The 16,448-nt window shown below is 68.8% G+C and carries 12 protein-coding genes; 5 read left to right on the top strand and 7 right to left on the bottom strand.

The genetic code is table 11. The features are described 5' to 3' along the window. Window positions 1-213: 213 nt before the first annotated feature. The 4 genes from LCD35_RS20855 (at window position 214) to LCD35_RS20840 (ending at window position 5,174) form a co-directional block, all read left to right on the top strand. Complete coding sequence (locus LCD35_RS20855) at window positions 214-1,194, top strand: alpha/beta hydrolase (RefSeq protein WP_224957825.1); 981 nt, start codon at window positions 214-216, stop codon at window positions 1,192-1,194. A gap of 9 nt (window positions 1,195-1,203) precedes the next feature. Beyond that, window positions 1,204-2,289, top strand: a complete 1,086-nt coding sequence (locus tag LCD35_RS20850; RefSeq protein WP_225044701.1) for a helix-turn-helix domain-containing protein — start codon at window positions 1,204-1,206, stop codon at window positions 2,287-2,289. A 636-nt stretch (window positions 2,290-2,925) separates the two neighbouring features. After that, window positions 2,926-4,551, top strand: coding sequence for a GAF domain-containing protein (locus LCD35_RS20845; protein ID WP_225044700.1), 1,626 nt, complete (start codon window positions 2,926-2,928; stop codon window positions 4,549-4,551). Further along, entirely contained in the window at window positions 4,548-5,174 is a 627-nt protein-coding gene (locus LCD35_RS20840; protein WP_224957821.1) for a response regulator transcription factor, read from the top strand. The genes LCD35_RS20845 and LCD35_RS20840 overlap by 4 nt, the downstream gene beginning before the upstream one ends. Before the next feature lie 45 nt (window positions 5,175-5,219). Here the strand turns inward: LCD35_RS20840 and LCD35_RS20835 are convergent, their stop codons facing one another. The 7 genes from LCD35_RS20835 to LCD35_RS20805 form a co-directional block, all read right to left on the bottom strand. Continuing rightward, window positions 5,220-6,143 carry a polysaccharide deacetylase gene (locus LCD35_RS20835; protein ID WP_224957820.1) on the bottom strand — a complete coding sequence of 308 codons (924 nt, stop codon included), beginning with the start codon at window positions 6,141-6,143 and terminating at the stop codon, window positions 5,220-5,222. Between the two features lie 47 nt (window positions 6,144-6,190). Beyond that, window positions 6,191-8,539, bottom strand: coding sequence for a penicillin acylase family protein (locus tag LCD35_RS20830; RefSeq protein WP_225044699.1), 2,349 nt, complete (start codon window positions 8,537-8,539; stop codon window positions 6,191-6,193). A gap of 608 nt (window positions 8,540-9,147) precedes the next feature. Continuing rightward, window positions 9,148-11,025, bottom strand: a complete 1,878-nt coding sequence (locus tag LCD35_RS20825; RefSeq protein WP_255615295.1) for a propionyl-CoA synthetase — start codon at window positions 11,023-11,025, stop codon at window positions 9,148-9,150. A gap of 132 nt (window positions 11,026-11,157) precedes the next feature. Continuing rightward, window positions 11,158-12,522 (bottom strand): alkaline phosphatase family protein, encoded by a 1,365-nt coding sequence (locus tag LCD35_RS20820; protein WP_224977423.1) that lies wholly within the window; start codon window positions 12,520-12,522, stop codon window positions 11,158-11,160. Beyond that, complete coding sequence (locus tag LCD35_RS20815; protein WP_224957817.1) at window positions 12,519-13,070, bottom strand: adenylyltransferase/cytidyltransferase family protein; 552 nt, start codon at window positions 13,068-13,070, stop codon at window positions 12,519-12,521. The genes LCD35_RS20820 and LCD35_RS20815 overlap by 4 nt, the downstream gene beginning before the upstream one ends. Continuing rightward, complete coding sequence (gene selD / locus LCD35_RS20810) at window positions 13,058-14,182, bottom strand: selenide, water dikinase SelD (protein WP_224957816.1); 1,125 nt, start codon at window positions 14,180-14,182, stop codon at window positions 13,058-13,060. The genes LCD35_RS20815 and selD overlap by 13 nt, the downstream gene beginning before the upstream one ends. Continuing rightward, window positions 14,179-15,423 carry an acyl-CoA dehydrogenase family protein gene (locus LCD35_RS20805; RefSeq protein WP_224957814.1) on the bottom strand — a complete coding sequence of 415 codons (1,245 nt, stop codon included), beginning with the start codon at window positions 15,421-15,423 and terminating at the stop codon, window positions 14,179-14,181. Before LCD35_RS20805 ends, selD begins: the two co-directional genes overlap by 4 nt. Window positions 15,424-15,520: 97 nt before the next feature. Between LCD35_RS20805 and LCD35_RS20800 the strand changes: the two genes are divergently transcribed. Further along, window positions 15,521-16,156: a TetR/AcrR family transcriptional regulator gene (locus LCD35_RS20800; protein WP_224957811.1), complete on the top strand. Its 636-nt coding sequence runs from the start codon at window positions 15,521-15,523 to the stop codon at window positions 16,154-16,156. Window positions 16,157-16,448: the final 292 nt, after the last annotated feature.

Raw genomic sequence — 16,448 nt, 5'->3', positions numbered from 1 at the left:
GTCGGCCCGCTGCCGCGCAGCATGCGAGTGCCCAGGAGGAACGGTGTCGACCAGTCGACCAACAGGATTCGAAGATCGCGAGAGCTGGTGGCCGAGAATCCCGGTCCGCACCACCGGCGCGGAAGCCGACCCGACGCTCGTCTGTCGTCCTCCGCGGAAAGGCAGACGCACGACGGGTGCCCCAGACCACGGTCTCCCGGCAACATGCCCAGCATGACCACGTTTCCCACTATGGACCCCGAGCTCGCCGCCGCGGCGGCGATGCTGCCGCACCTGGACTTCGCCGACCTGGCCACGGCTCGAGAACGCTTCAACGCCATGACCGATGTGATGCTCGCCGAGGTCTCGTACGAAGGGATCGCATGGCGCGAGCTGGCGGCCCCCGGCCACGAGGGCGCGCCGGACGTCCCGATCCGCTTCTTCGCGCCGCCGGACGCAGCGGAGCGGGGCGCTCTGCCGACCTTGCTGTGGATTCACGGCGGCGGGTTCGCCATCGGCCGGGCCCAGGTCAACGATCCTCTTTGCATCGACCTGGTGCTCCGGCTGGGTATCGCGGTCGCCAGCGTCGACTACCGGCTCGCACCGGAAACCCCCTACCCGGGGCCGCTGCAGGACTGCTACGCCGCGCTGCGGTACCTGCACACCAACGCAGCCGAGCTCGGCGTCGATCCGGCACGGCTCGCCGTCGGTGGGCAGAGCGCGGGTGGCGGGCTGGCCGCGGGGACGGCGCTGCTGGCACGCGACCGGGCGGAAGTACCGGTCGCCTTCCAGCTCTTGGAGATCCCGGAGCTGGACGATCGGCTGGAGACCACGTCGATGGTCGAGTTCGTGGACACCCCGATGTGGAACCGGCCGAACGCCATCCTCTCGTGGCAGTACTACCTGGGCAGGAACGGGACGGCGGCGGAATCGGACGCCGAGGTCTCCCCCTACGCCGCACCGGCACGGGCGAAGGACCTGCGCGGCCTGCCACCGACCTACCTCTCGACCATGGAGCTGGACCCGCTGCGGGACGAGGGCATCGGTTATGCAGCGGCGTTGCTGCACGCGGGCGTGAGCGTGGAGCTGCACTCGTTCCCGGGCACGTTCCACGGTTCTTCGCTGCTGCCCACCGCGGCGGTGAGTGTGCGGGCTGCCGAAGAGATCCGCGTTGCGCTGGCCAGGGGCTTGCAGGTGGAACAGCGCGCCTCGTAACGTCACCGCATGCAAGGTCTCATGTACCGACTCGCCGAACTCGACGCGGGAGCGGCGAGTTCGGTTCGCGTGATCGACTACTTCGATGCCCTGATCCGGTATCGCGCCGACGTTCCCGCAGCCGTGCGCGCGGCCGCCGTGCTCGGGGAGTGCACCGTCGGGATCAGCCTGGCCCGCGACGGCGGTGTGCCGGAGGACATGCGCTGCGGTCCTGGCGGCGGGTGGATCTCCACGGCGGGCGGCGATCCGCAGGTGGCCGAGCGGCTCGTCGGTGACGGTCTCAGCGGACGGGTGTGGATCGAACGCGACGGCCGGTCCCACCCGCTCGACGCGCTGCTGGTGGAGCGGCTGGCGCTGACCGTCACCGCGATCGCTTCACGCACCGGCCCACCGGCGCGGACTTCGGCGGCGCGGTCGGCGGATCTCCTCTTCGCCGCCGACCCCGCGACCGCCGAATTCAGCTGCGCCGCCCTGCACCTCGATCCCGGCTACCTGGTCCGAGTGGCGAGCGCGACCGGGGTGCGCACCAGTCTCGTCGAGCTGCTGCCCGGGGAACCTGCCGCTGGGCGCTCCACCGAGGTCGTGTGCGAAGACGAGCGGCTGCTCGTGTGCACTCAGGACGCCGGCGTGCCGCCGCGTCCGGTTCAGCGCGGGGTACGCATCGGGTTCTCCTTCGCCGTTGCGGCGAGAGACGTCCGCAATCACGTGCGCACCGCCCGGTTCGCCCGAGACAACGCCACGGTCGACGAACCCGCCGTGATCGCCGACGAGCTCGGCGCACTAGTGCTGATGTCCCCGGAACCCGTTGCGGACGTCTACGCCATCCCCGATCTGCGCGCGCTGCGGTCCATGCCGCCGCAGCAGGGCCGGGAGCTGCTGCGCACCCTCGACGCCTACCTCGACGGCGGCTCCCTGCGAGTAGCCGCCGCCCGGTTGAACCTGCACCACACCAGCGTGTCCCAACGGCTGGCGAAGCTGTCCGAGCGCCTGGGCTTCCCCGTCGACGCGGCGCGGTACCGCGCGAGGGCAGCGGCGCTGATCATCGCAGTGCGGACCCGACCGGACTTCTGGCGCACCGGCGCACCCGCCGTCTGACCGTTTCCCCGCGAACCGCCGGTTTCGGAGAGGCGGCTTTCGGCAGAACCGCCCGAACCGGTACCCGCATGGCAGTCACGAGCACGGCTGCGCGGCCATTCCGTGCAACGTGTCTCCATAGAGGAGTCAGGATCGTGATCATCCCCGCGGGTCACCGAAGCGGTGCGTCGAACAGCGGCTGCGGGACGTCGCCGTGATCGGCGGCGAGCCCTCGCAACACCACCGAGCGCAGCCGACCACGGAGACCGACGAGTGCTCTGGCCGCCACTACGTCGGGGTCGGTCCGCGGGCGTGGGTGGTCGGCAGGGGCCGCGCCGCCAGCGCACCCGACTCATCGTCGACCTCGCACAGCCGCCGCAACCCGGACGCCTCCACACAGGGCGACAAGATCGATTCACCGTTACCGCGCCACCCGGATCAGTCCTGTTGCAGGCCCCAGGGCTCGTTGTGCGCTGTGCAAAACGAGCGTCCCCACGGAAACTCCGCTTTCTTCGACCCCGCACGCGGTGGGACACCGCCCGTTCGGGCAGTGCCGCGCAGCCCGCGCGCGTCGAACGCCCGCGGGCGGTTCACTTCTGCCCGGGCGAGTTGCTTTACTGGGCGTCGGCAGCGCCGCCGTCAGGAGGGAGAACAACGGTGAGCCTTCCAGTGGGTGTGCGCACGGAGTACCTCCTAGACGCCGGCCGTTCGCACGCGATCTACACGGCTCTGCGACCGGTCCTCTCCGAAGTCCGACGCATGCTCGGGGGATCCCTCGGACTGGTGGGCTATCGGCCGCGCACGCCTGGTTCGGACTTGTTGGTACTGGCCGTCGACGCGCCGGGCATGGCCGATCCGCCATTGCCGAACGAATCGTTCCAGCTCGGCTCGCTGCCCTCTCGGCATCAACCGTCCGTACTCGCTGATCTGCTGCTGAGCTCCAGCCTGCGCCCTCGACAGCTGCTGCTGCGCTCTGCACTGGTGGTCCCCTGGGCCGACGAGCACGGTGCAGGCATGGTGATCGTCGGCCAGACCAGAACCACACCAGCGCTCCCCCAGACGACCGCGGACGTAGTTCGTCGGATGAGCGCCAACGTGCGCAAGACCGTCTCCACCGGCCGTCGGCAGGGGGCGGTGGAGATCAACCGCGATCTGCAGCGGGCGATGAAGGAGGTGGCGGCCGGCGCCGTGGACTGCGCCGACGTCGGGGGCGCCCTGACCACGCTTCTGAGATCGGTCCAGCGCTTGTTCAACTCCGACGTCGCCTACCTCTCGCTGCCCGAGCACGACGTCGACACGTTCACCTTCGACCAGGTGCTCGGCATCCACACCCCGGACTTCCGGCACCTGCGGATCCGCGAAGGCCAGGGGCTCGGTGGCTTGGCCCGCTCCGAACGCCACACAGTTCGGTCCCTCAACTACGCCCGCGACTCCCGGCTGCAGGCCGCCCCGGTCGCCGAGACCGCTCGCGAGGGCATCGTGTCCGCGATGGCCACACCGATCGTCGTCGACGAGCAGGTGCAGGCCGTCCTCTACGTCGGCGACCGCAAGCTGCGCCCGTACAGCGAGACCGACGAAGATGTGTTGGGCGAGTTCGCCGGCTACGCGACCCTCGGTCTCAAGCGCCGGGCGACGGACGCCTACCGGAGAGACGTCTTGCGTCGTCAGGAGCAGGAACGCCTCGCCTACGACCTGCACGACACCGCTGTTCGAGGGCTGCTGGAGATCGGCTTCGCCGCCGAGCGAGGCCACGAGGAGCACGGCGCCGACCCGGACGTCCGAGCCAACCTGGCGTCGATCGCAGCCGCCGCCGAGCGCTGCATGGACGCCTTGCGCGGCCAGCTGGACACGTTGATCGGCAGTTCTTCCGAACGCACTGCCGATCAGGTGGTGGAGGAGATCGCCGAGGCCTCGCTACGTCCTGATGCCGGACACCGCTTCACGACGAACCGACCCGACTCCACGCTCCCCTCCGCGGTGGCCGAAGCGTTGATCCGCATCGGCCAGGAGGCGCTGGTGAACGTAGACCTGCACGCCGAACGCCCTGCCGAGATCAGCCTGGAAACGACAGCCGAACGCTGGGTGCTCTCGATCGCCGACGCCGGTCCCGGGCCTCGCTCGACCTCCGGACACAGCGAGGAGCGCGCAGCCCGCAGCCACCTCGGCGTGCGTGCCATGCAGCGCGCGGCGGAGCAGGTCAGCGGCCAGGTCGAGCGCCTGTCACCACCCGACGTGGAAGGTTACGTAGTCCGCGCCACGGTACCCACGAGGAACAACTCATGATCAGGTTCTGCGTCGTCGACGACCACGAGATCGTGCACGACGGACTCCGCGCCATGGCCGACCGGGAGCCCGACCTGGAGTTCGTCGGCGCGGTTGCCTCAGCTTCCGAGGCGCAGGAGCTGGTCGAGGGCGAACGCCCGGACGTTCTGCTGCTGGACATGCGGCTGGGTTCCGGCAACAGCATCGACACCTGCGCCGTGCTGAGCGCGGCGTTTCCCGACCTCAAGATCGCCGTGTTCAGCGCCTACGGCAACGCGGAACTGCTCGAACGCGCGATCCGGGCGGGTGCGGCCGGTTACGTCCTGAAGGAGACGACGACCGCTCGTCTGCCCGGCATCATCCGCGAGCTGTCCACCAGCGGCAGTTACTTCGAGCCCCGCCTGGCCAGCGGTCTGCTCAAGCGGTCAGCGGGCCCGGAGCAACCGGCGTTCAACGATCGCGAGCTGGAGATCGTCCGGATGATCGCTCGCGGGATGGACAACCACCGCATCGGTGAAGAGGTCTGCATCAGTCCGCACACCGTGAAGTTCCACGTCACCGCGATGCTGCGGCGCCACAAGGTGCGCAGGCGCACCGAACTCGTGCGGGTCGCCATGGATCTGCACCTCATCGACGACAGCTGACCCCGGCCGCAGGAGAGGCCGGGGTCAGCGCCGTTCACGTCCCGGTCAGCCGCGGGCCCAGCTGGAATCCGCAGGTGCCTGCTCGACGCCCCGGACGTCGGGCAGCGCCATCTTGCGCTCGTCCTCCTCGTCGTCCACCCACGCCTGCGCGATCTCGTCGCACGTCGCGAACCAGACGCCGTCGTGCCCGGCGATGTGCTCGATCAGCCGCTCATACCAGAGGATGTTCTGCGCCTGCCCGATGATCTGCGGGTGCACGCAGGAAGCGAAGACCGGGTTCTCGACCCGCTCGTAGGCGTAGTCGAAGATGTCCCGCCACCGGCGGAAGATCGTCTCGGTGTCCTGCATCCCGGCCTGCGCACCGGTGTAGGCCAGCGGCGGAAAGTCGTCGAGGTACCAGTTCACCGGGATCTCGATCACCGAGCTGGCCGGGCCGGCCACGTTGGCGGACTCCCAGTTGATCTGCCAGCGCTGCGGCCGGTACGGCACCAGGTCCCGAGCCATCAGGCTGGTGTCGTAGCGGAAACCCGACTCCTCGATGATGTCCAGCGTGCTCTCGCTGTAGTCCCAGTACGGCGACCGGTACCCGGTGGGCCGGATGCCGAGCACGTTCTTGTACGAGTCGAAGGCCAGGTCGACCAACCGGCGCTCGGTATCGCGGTCGATCCCGGGCGGGATCTCGTGGTAGTAGCCGTGGTGACCGAACTCGTGGCCGGCTTCCAGCACCTTGCGGCACTGCTCCGGGAAGGTGTCCACCGAGTGGCCCGGCGTGAACCAGGTCGTGGTGATGTCGAAGCGCTCGTAGAGCTCGAGCAGGCGGGGCACACCCACCTCGGCACCGAACTGGCCTCGCGACATGGCCGACGGGGTTGGGCGGTTGAAGCCGCCCAGCCACAGCGCCTGAGCGTCGAAATCGGTGCCCAGGTTGACGGCGATCTTCTTGCCGGGCGGCAACTGCAGGTGACCCATGAGTCCTCTCCTTTGAAAACGGGGGTGCGGGGTGTTCGAGGCGTGCGTCAGGCGGACGGGTCGAGGCGGATGACCTGCTCGGCCGCTTCGTCCACGCGCTCGCGGCTGTAGAGCAGCGGGAAGGCCTCGTCACGGCTCCACGGCCCGAAGAGATCGGTGGCGTGCGGGTCGTCCAGGCGCCCGGACTGCCCGGGGGCGTTCATCGCCAGCGACGAGTCCCACTCGCCGACGTCGACGACGAGCCGGAAGGTCGCTCCGGCGCTCTGCACGAAGTTCGGTCCGTACGCCGTGTTTCCGACGGTGTCACCGCTACCGCCGCGCGGTGCCGGGCCGGCGACCAACCGGTCCTCGGGCACGCCGGTGAGCCGCGCCGCGAGCGGGTGCTTGGCCTGGGCGACGTGGAGACGTCCCCAGCTCCACTGCGCGCGATCCGGACCGAGCAGCCCCACGAGGTCGGCCACAGCCGCGGGCAGGGTCGACGCGAACGTTGCGGCCAGGAACTTCGACGGCTCCGGTCCCAGGCGGTCGCCCGGGTCCTCGACCAGTTCCAAGTCGATCCTCGCGTCGGCGAGCAGGTCCTCCGCCGGCGAGATCCGCTGCGCCGTCTTCGACGCGGCTTCGGTCCCGACGTGGGCCTCCACAGCACGCGAGAGCAATGCGGGGCGCAGGTGCCGCCGATACCAGACCTCGAACAGCGCAGCCGCAGACGAATCCGCTGCGAGTTCACCGTCCCAGTCCAGCAGCATCGCGAGGCCGTCGGTGTCGGCGGGCACGTCGAGCTCGCGCAACCGGTTCACGATCCTCCGTGCGGGCACGCTGAGGTAGTCGCTCTGCAACGCGACCATGCTCTGCGGGGTCGCGTCGGTGGTCTTCGCCAGCACCTCGTCCAGGCGGTGCCGCCGGGACGGCGCGTACCAGTCGTAGGTGATGTGCCGGTCAGCCGGGAAGTCCTCGGGCAGGTTGCACTCGTTGGCCGTGGCGAGGAAGCCCCGTTCCGGGTCCACCGCACCGGGAAGCTGGTCTGCGTCGTAGAAACCGGCCCACTCGTAGCGCCCGTCGCCGGGCACCGGCAACGTCCCGTCCCAGTTCGGCCGGATCGGCGTGAGACCGCCGGTCTTCCACGCGATCGTGCCGGCCGGGTCGGCGTAGACCTGGTTCTCCGGCGGTGCGCCCCACCGGTTCATCGCGGCCAGGAACTCGTCGTAGTTCTGGGAGCGCATGTAGTCCATGCTGCCCAGGTACGGGGCCATTCCCGGTTCCAGCCAGGCGGCCCGGACCGCGAAAGCGGTGTGGCGCGCGTCGTCCTGGTAGATCACCGGGCCGTGCCTGGTGAACAGCAGCTCGGCTTCGACCGCTTCGCCGTCGCGCACCTCGATCGTCTCCGTCAGCCGCTGCATCGGCTCCCAACGACCCTGGTACCAGTACGAATGGGGGTCGTCCGGGTTGGTCTCGTAGACGTAGAGGTCTTCCTGGTCGATCGCGAAGATCGTCAGACCGAACGCGATGCGCCCGTTGTGCCCGATCGAGATGCCCGGCAGCGCGGGCTCGCCCCCACCGATCACGTCGAAGCCCGGTGCCGAGAGGTGCGCGATGTAGCGCAGCCCGGGCAGTGCCGCGGCAGCGCGGTGCGGATCGTTGGCCAGCAGCGGACGACCGGACCGGGTGCGCGAACCGGCGAGCACCCAGTTGTTGCTCCCCTCCGGAAGCACGTCACCTTGCGGGTCCAGCGGGGTGGACGGCCCGAAGGCCGGTGCTGAGGTGGCCAGGTCGTAGACCGACAGCACATCGTCCGGGATGACGTCGAGATCCAGCCCGTCCGGGATCGTCAGGTTCCGCTCCGGCTCGCGACGGCGACGCAGTTCTTCGACCTCACGTGGCAGGTCTCGCAGGGTCCGGGCGCGGGTGACCTCATCGCGCAGGTTGTAGAACAAACCGTGGCTGCGAATCCGCGCCACGTCCTCCGGTTCCCACAGGGCGGGCTCGTAACCCAGCTCCCGGAATTCGACGGGCAGCAGATCCGGGTCGCGGCGGGTCAGCTCGACGAAGGCGTTGATGCCCTCCACGAAGGCGACGCTCGCCCGCTTGGTGTCAGAACCGTAGGACAGCCACTCGCGGCGCATGTCGCCGCGGTAGAGGAACAGCCTCGCCGCGCGGTCCCGCTCGACGTGCTCGGCACCGAAGACCTCCGAGAGCCGCCCCAACCCCCGCCGGCGCCAGAAGTCGATCTGCCACAACCGGTCGCGAGCGGCGTTGAACCCTTGCGCCCGGAACGCGTCGTAGGTGTCCGTCGCATAGATGTGCGGGACGCCCCAGCTGTCGATCACGATCTCGACCGGTCCCTCCAGGCCCGGCACCGTGAACGACGTCCGATTCGGCTCTCGCCGCTGCACTTCCACGCCGATACCTCCAGCCTCACTGCCTTTGCTCAGCCGAGTGAAACAGCTCAAGCGCTCGTCACGTCGGCAAACACCAAGCGTCCAACGGGCACCGCCCCACTGCCCGTTCAGGTAGTGCGAACTCGCCCGAACGCGCGAAGCCGCGGGAAGAACGCGTAGAACCTAGGTGTCCGACGGGCTCACCGAAGCGCCGATCGGTCGATGCAGAACGAGACGAGCCGCGGCGAGACCGGCGAGGGTGGTGGCCGCGTGATGGCCGTGGTCCCCAGGCGGCGTAGAGACGGATCGAATGGGCCGTCGGAGCCTTCAGTGCCCAGCGGTACGAGGCCGAAACGGGGCGTCGGAGACGACTGCGACGCCCCGATCAGCAGCCGCCAACGCTTGAGCGGCGAGGCTCCGAAACGGCGGCCGGGCATGCACCGCAGCGAACCGGCTCTACGTCCGCCGACGTGGTCGCCGAGTTCACCGCCTTGGGAAGGGGCTGGAGCGCTCGCCGCGCGGCGGAGCCCATCACGGCGAGCAGCGACGTGCCGAGCCGACCTTGTTCTGGATGGCGCTCGCGGCGCTGGACATCGCTCCGCGAGACACCTCGTGTCGGGGCGGAGTTCTCAGTCGCGCCGCAGAACGGTACGGAGTGCGTCGAGCGCGGCCGCGTCCTCGATGGTCGAGGGCACCGGTTCGTCGGCGCCGTCGGCGATTCCTCTCATCGTTTTCCGCAAGATCTTGCCGGAGCGGGTCTTGGGCAGGGCGGGCACGATCGAGATGTCTTTGAGCGCTGCCACTGCTCCGATTCGGTCGCGAACCAGCGTGATGAGGTCAGCGATGACCGTGACCTCGTTGTGCTGGTCGCCGGCTTTCAGCACGACGAATCCCCGGGGTAGCTGCCCCTTGAGCGGATCGGCCACGCCGATCACAGCGCATTCGGCGACTGCCGGGTGCGCGGCGAGGGCCTCCTCCATGGTTCCGGTCGAGAGCCGGTGGCCGGCCACGTTGATGACGTCGTCGGTGCGTCCCATGATGAACACGTAGCCGTCGTCGTCGATGTGTCCGCCGTCGCCGGTGGCGTAGTAGCCCGGGTGTTCGGACAGGTATGAGGAGACGTAGCGTTCGTCGTCGTTCCAGAGCGTGGTCAGCGCGCCTGGGGGTAGCGGCAGTTTCAGCAGGATCGTGCCATCGGTGCCGCGCGGAACAGGCCGGCCAGCGGCGTCGACGACCGTGATGTTCCAGCCGGGGACTGCGACGGTCGCAGAGCCAGGTTTGACGGTCATGGGCTCCTGTCCCATGAGGTTCGCCGCGACCGGCCAGCCGGTCTCGGTCTGCCACCAGTGGTCGATGACCGGGATGCCGAGGCGATCCTGGGCCCAGCGGAGAGTCTCCGGGTCCAGGCGCTCGCCGGCCAGGAACACGGTGCGCAGGCTGGAGAGGTCGTAGTCGTAGAGGAAGGAACCTTCCGGGTCTTCCTTCTTGATCGCGCGCAACGAGGTGGGCGCGGTGAACAGGGCCTTCACCTGGTTCTCGGCGATGACACGCCAGAATTGGCCCGGGTCCGGTGTCCCGACGGGTTTGCCTTCGTAGAACACCGTGGTGGCGCCGGCGAGCAAGGGCGCGTAGACGATGTAGGAGTGCCCGACGACCCAACCGACGTCGGAGGCGCTGAACATCGTCTCGCCAGGGCCGACGTCGTAGATGTTGCGCATGGACCATGTCAGGGCCACGGCGTACCCGCCGGTGTCGCGGACGACGCCCTTGGGTTTGCCCGTCGTGCCCGAGGTGTAGAGGATGTAGAGCGGATCAGTGCTACCCACCGGGACACAGTCAGCAGGCTTGGCGGTGGCGATCACCTCGTGCCAGTCGAGATCGCGGCCGCCTAGCTCGGCGACCGCCTGCGGGCGTTGCAGCACGATGCAGTGATCCGGGCTGTGATCGGCCAGTTCGAGTGCGCGCTCGAGCAGCGGTTTGTATTCGATGATGCGCTTGCCTTCGATCCCGCACGAAGCTGTGACGACGGCCTTGGGGGCAGCGTCGTCGATCCTGATCGCCAGCTCGTTCGGGGCGAATCCTCCGAAGACGACTGAGTGGACCGCGCCGATGCGGGCGCAGGCCAGCATCGCGATCGCGGCTTCGGGAACCATGGGCATGTAGATCACGACCCGGTCGCCGTGGCCAATTCCGAGCTCGGTCAGTGCACCGGCGAACCGCGCCACTTCATCAAGCAGCTGGTCGTAGGTGTAGGTCTTCTTGGTCCCGGTGACGGGACTGTCGTAGATCAGCGCGGCGCGGTCACCGTGGCCGGCTTGCACGTGGCGGTCCAGGGCGTTGTGGCAGGCGTTGAGCTGCCCGTCCGGGTACCAGCGGGAGAAGGGTGCAGCGGTGTCGTCCAGGACGCGTTCCGGTGCGCGGTGCCAGTCGAGCGCCGTCGCGGCCTCGCGCCAAAACGTCTCGGGCTCCTCGACGCTGGCGCGGAAGGTCTCCTGATATCCAATCATGCTGCTCCGATCCCCGTGACTGCTTTGTCACGGGCTTCCGGTCTGAAATGTGTGGTGCTGGGGCCACTCCGGCGCCTCGAGGGTGGCCGGGTGTCGGAGTGGCGGGACCTGGAGTCGGGTTGGCCACCCAGGTCAGCTTCGGCCGGTCATGACGTCTTCGGTGACCGGCATCGGTCGTGGTGTATCGGCGAGTGCGATCACCGGGTGGGTGGTGATGCGGTGGCCGAGGAAGACCGGCCGGTTGGCCTGCCCCAACAGCAGGGGCAGCAATTCCTCGGCTCGGACGTTGCCCCACCACCCGTCACGGGCAGGCAGTTCTCCCCATTCGGTCACGGTGTCGGGCCTTACCGTCGGGCCGGCCACGAGCAAAGGTGTGGGGTCGGCTGTGTGCATCACCCCGTGGGTGGAGGGCGTGGCGTGATCCCCGGTCACTGCGACGATCGCCCTGTCGGCGAGGCTGGCCAGGCCGGTCAGGCCCCGGTCGAGTGCTTCGAGGACGTCGCGTTTGGCGTGGGGTTGCTTGGTGTGGCCGGCTTCGTCGGTGGCCTTGGTGTGGACGTGCACGAAACGGGCACCGGAGGCGATGAGGTCCTCTGCGGCCTCGAGTCGTGCTGCGATGTCACGAACCGGGTCGTCGACCGGGGGCAGGTGCACCGAGGCCATGTCCAGGGCTGTGGCGATCCCGCGGTACAGGCGGGTGCTGGTGACCGCGGCGCCGGCGACGCCGACCTGCTCGACGAATGAGGGAATGTCGCCATAGCGGCCGGACCACTTGGTGGTGAGCACGTCCAGCGCGGGCAGCCCGCGGAGTTGCCGGGCGGTGTTGATGTCGCTGGCGCGCAGGTAGCGGTGTGCTGCTTGCAGTGCCGCGGTGAGTGCTTCGGCGAAGGCCGAACCGGTCACGCTGGTCGGGATTGGCTGCATCCAGGGGTGGAAGTTCTCGAACAGCGGATCCGAGTCGGTCACCTGCGCACACCCGTGAGCGGGGGCGGTCAGCAGCGCTTCGCCGGTCGTACCGTGGCGTTGCAGGCTCATCCCGTGCTCGGCGAGCACCGGCCCGAGGCCGGTCAACAGGGCGGCGATGTCGGCGTCGTCGTCGACGCGGGCCCGTCCGGCGATCCACAGGCGGTCGCCGTCGCGGCGCGAGGTGCGCAGCGCCGCGTGCGTGGCCGCGCAGTCGCGGGCGACGTCGAGTCCGGCGCCGAGCGCTTCCAGCACGGCGCGACCGGGGAAGGGCACCGTGGAGTAGCCGAACATCGCCCAGTGGGCCAGTTCGGAGGCTGGTGCTCGTCCCCATCCGAAAGGCAGGTGCCAGCCGGAAGCGCCGTCACGGGCCAGGGCATCGAGATGCGGGGTGTGGGCCGCCTCGGCGGGAGTGCGGCCACCGAGTTCGGGGATGGGACGATCGCCCAGCCCGTCGAAGATGACCAGCACGATCGGCAACCGGTCGTCCTCCAGCCGGGGCTGGGTTTCGCCGTATCCAGGCGGCGTCATCATCGACCTCCAGTACGTGCTGCTGACCGGTCTTTCAGCAGCTCGGTCAGGGGCAGAACGATGGAGGCGGGCACCAAGCCCGTCCACGTCGCCGTCTTGTCCTCCAGGTGTGCGCGGATGTCGGTGGCGGAGATCTTGGCGGTCGGATCGCCGTCAAGCACCGTGAGCCAATACCCGGCGTCAGCCAGCAGCCCCGCCTTGTGGCGCTCCCAGTCGCTGTAGGCGCGCACCACCTGCCGGGCACGCAGCGGGACGTAGTGCGGCCAGCACTCCGGCCGGGTGAGATCGAACGGCACGATGGTCGTCCTCTCCACCCAGCCCCGGTCTGCTAACGCCGCGTGCAGGAGCCGGGCGCGCTCGAAGTAGGTGAAGGGGTTGGCCTCGGCCAGGTGCCGGTGTGCCGACGTCGATTCCTCCTGCCGCGCAACAGGATCAGGGTTGGTGATCGCGATGATGAGATGGTCGGCATCACGCAGCGCGATCTCGAAAAGATCCAAGTGCTGTTCATGCACCGGTTGGAACCGGCCGGTCACGCAACTCAAACGGTCCATCGGCACTCCCCTCCCCCAGTGCCTGGTTGCGTCTCGATCGCAACGTGGCCATGGCGTCCGGCGACGAGTTCACCGACCACGGCTGCCTCCGCATCACCGCGCCCGTGCAAGGCCGCAATCGTCGAGCTCGCGGCAGCCGGGGGGACGCACAGCAGCAGACCGCCGGATGTTTGGGCATCCGCCAGCAGCAGCTGCGTGGTTTCATCGGCGGTGGCGGGGTCGAACCAGCCCGCGGCGAGCGCGTCGGTGAGAGTGCGACGGCTGCCATCCGGCGCGCACCCCTGCCGCACGAGCTCAGCCACCGAGGGCAGCAGCGGGACGGTCTCCGGCCGGATTCGGGCCTCGAGGCCGGCCGCGAGCGCCATCTCATGCAGGTGGCCGATGAGGCCGTAGCCCGTGACATCGGTGCCGCCGCGCAGTCCCGCGGTCGTGGCCACCCCGGCCGCGGAGGCGTTGGAGCGGCTCATCGTGGCGACCGCTTGGCTGACGGCCGCGTCCGGTGCCTGTCCCCGTTTCACCGCCGTCCCGATGACCCCGGCGCCGAGCCGCTTGGTCAACACGAGCAGGTCGCCAGCATGACCCCCGCCCTTGCGCAGGATGGAGTTCTCGTCGACCTCGCCCACGACGGCCAGCCCGTACTTGGGGGCCGGGTCAACGATGCTGTGCCCGCCGGCCAGCACCGCGCCAGCCTCAGCGACCGCGCCCGCACCTCCCCGCAAGACCTCCGCGAGCAGTGCGCGGTCGAGGTTCTCCGGCCACGCGAGCAGGTTCAGCGCCAACAGCGGGCGCCCACCCATCGCGTAGACGTCCGACAGGGCATTGGTGGCCGCGATGCGTCCCCAATCGTAGGGATCATCCACCATCGGAGTCAGGAAATCGGTGGTCACCACCAAGGAACGGCCTTCAAGCCCAGGCACGTCAAAAACGGCCGCGTCATCCGCCGGCGACAACCCGACCCTCAGGGCCGCACCAGCAGGACTGGCGCGGCCACTGCCCGCGCAGTCGCCCGCATTCAGCGACGCGAGCACGTCGTTGAGCAGGCTCTGCGGCATCTTGCAGGCACACCCCCCGCCCGGCGAGTACTGCGTGAGCGGGGTCGTCACGGTCGTCATGCAGCTCGCCTCTTCAACAGGCCTCGCGCAATCCCGTTGCGCTGGATCTCAGACGTTCCGGCCGGGATGCGGAGGTTGCGCGCGACCCGGAACAGCTTTTCCTCCGGCGAGTCCTGCATGAGACCCATCGCGCCGCGCACCTGCACCGCGGTGTCGGCGACGCGGAAGAACGCCTCGTCGTTGATCACCTTGACCAGGCTGATCAACCGGGGAGCATCGGAGTGCATCGGCATGGCGAACGGGCCCAGCTCATCGAGCTCGGCCTGCGCCACCAGAGACGTGGCGCGGGCCTGGTAGATATCGGCATCCATGTTCGCCAACATGTGCTGCACCGCCTGCTGCGCGGCGATCGGCTCGCCACCCGAGGTGCGCTCCTGGGTGTAGTCCAGGGCCCGTTCGAGCAACCAGGCACCCCAGCCGGCGCACATGCCACCGCGGCAGAGCCGGCGCCAGTTGATCCACGACATCGCCAGTGCGAAACCGTCGCCGATCTCGCCGACGACGTTCTCGGCCGGAACCCGCACGTCGCTGAACTCCAGCGTGCCGGTCAACCCGTCCGCCATCATCGTCGGCAGATCACGCCCCCGAGTCACCCCAGGCGCGTTGGCGTCGACCAGGAACATCGACAGCGACCGAGTCCGAGCACCGGGCTCAGTGACGGCCACGACCTGCAGGACGTCGGCGAAGTGCGAGTTGGTGATCCACGCCTTCTTGCCGTTGATGATCCAGTCGTCACCGTCGCGGGTCGCGTGGGTCGACATCGCCAGGACATCGGAGCCGACGCTGGGCTCGGTGTTGCAGAACGCCGCCGTGATCTCCCCCTCGATCAGCGGCTGCAGATACTGCTCCCGCATGGTCGGCGAGCAGTGTTCGATCGCCGGGTTCGGCCCCTCGGTCCAGGCCAGCGCGGCCAGGCCGAGCCCGAGACCGGATCGGTGGTAGACGAACTCCTCGACGTGGTGCATCTCAACCCGGGTGAAACCCCTGCCACCAGCAGAGACCGAGTTGTGCGGCGCGTAGAGGCCGAGCGCACCCGCGCGGCGCTGGACTTGCCGCCGCGCCTCCCACACCGCCGGATGCATCCGTCCCTGCTCGTCGAACTGTGGCTGGCTGGCCGTGCCAGCGCCCTGCTGTGCCAGCTCCTTTTCGATCGGGGCGACCTCCTGGTCGAGGAAGGTCTGGAAGCGGTCGTTGTAGTCAGCGACTCGCTCGCTGGCACCGATGGCGGTGACGGCAGTCATGAGCTGGCTCTCCCTCTCGGCGACTAAACGTTGTTCATTCGATTGAACGGTGTTCAGAGTGTAGCGTCACCGTCAACACGAAGGAAGGGCGAAGGACATGGCTGAGGGTGCCCGCGCGGAGCGACTCGATGCGGTGAGCGAGACCAAGCGAGCGCTGATACTCGAGGGAGCGCTGCGCGTTTTCGCTCGTGACGGGCTGCGTGAAGCCAGCATGCGAGCGATCGCCAAAGAGGCCGGCTACACCCCGGGGGCGATCTACGGTTACTTCCCGAGCAAGGAGCACATCTACGCAGCGGCGCTGAACGAATCACTCAGGCGGCTGCAGAGCGCGACCGAAACCGCAGCGTCCCATGTCGCCACCGCAGCGTCCCGCTACGTCGCCGCCGCGTTGGCCTTCTTCGACTTCTACGACGAGAACCCCCGCGACCTCGACATGGGGTTCTACCTGTTCTCCGGTGGCATGGCACCACACGGACTCTCCGACGAGGAGACCAATCGCGAGCTCAACGCGGCACTGCTCGCCACCCTCGAACCGGCCCGCAGCGCCGCAGCAGAGCTGTTCGGAACAGAGGTGGCCACCCGCCTGACTGCAGAAGCGTTCGCACACGCGTCCGGCCTGCTGCTGCTGCGCCACACCCGCCGTCTCAACCTCTTCCGGCTCGACGCCCGCGAACTGATGCAGAGCTATCTCACCGAACAGGTCGACCAGGACACGGTCTCCAGAACCGAGTAAGGCTCCCGACACAGGCGAACACGGTCACCCCTCTGGTGCGATGACCCGCATGCAGGGCCTCTTCTCCACACAGCGCTACCGAGAATCGCGGCACGCTGGCGAGATCCTCATCCGAGCCGGGCGAAGTCGATGATGGACTCGAAGTCGACACCGCGCAGCGTTCCGTAACCAGGGCCCCAACCGGTGCCCAATCTGGAATTGACGCCTTCTGCTTCAACCTTTCTCGGGAAGCAGGAGCCGTGTGGTTAGTGCACAAGTCCCCCTCGGACACGCACCAATGCTCCAACGAGTC

The organism is Saccharopolyspora sp. 6V, from assembly GCF_020176785.1.
Taxonomy (GTDB): domain Bacteria; phylum Actinomycetota; class Actinomycetes; order Mycobacteriales; family Pseudonocardiaceae; genus Saccharopolyspora_C; species Saccharopolyspora_C gregorii.
This window is presented reverse-complemented; position numbering and strand designations above follow the sequence as displayed.